The sequence below is a fragment of the Paenibacillus forsythiae T98 genome, assembly GCF_000520735.1.
Lineage (GTDB): Bacteria > Bacillota > Bacilli > Paenibacillales > Paenibacillaceae > Paenibacillus_AQ > Paenibacillus_AQ forsythiae.
In genome coordinates this window covers 1-316 of the sequence record NZ_ASSC01000589.1, presented here as the reverse complement: position 1 = coordinate 316, position 316 = coordinate 1, and the positions used below count along the sequence as shown (strand labels likewise).

Below are 316 nucleotides of genomic sequence, written 5' to 3'. Positions count from 1 at the left end.
CCGGTAAGCGGTAGCGCCCGCGCCCACCGGATCGAGCACGACCGGGACACCGTGCTTGTTGGCCGACTGTCCGGCCAGCAGCATGGCCTTGATGGAGTGCTCGTTCAGCGTTCCGATGTTAATCAGAACAGCGCCGGACATCGCGGCGACATCCGCCACCTCTTCATGCGAATCCGCCATGAACGGCGAAGCTCCCAGAGCGAGCAGGCCGTTGGCGGTAAAGTTGGTAACGACAATGTTGGTGATGTTGTGGATGAGCGGATTCTTTTCCCGAAGCTTGGCGATGAAAGACATGTAAATTCCCTCCTAAATGAAT

At 57.6% G+C, this 316-nt stretch carries 1 protein-coding gene; it reads right to left on the bottom strand.

The genetic code is table 11. The features are described 5' to 3' along the window. A partial coding sequence (locus L692_RS0118460) for a hydroxyethylthiazole kinase (RefSeq protein WP_025701559.1) occupies positions 1–294 on the bottom strand: 294 nt, incomplete at its 3' end. Between the last annotated feature and the right edge of the window lie 22 nt (positions 295–316).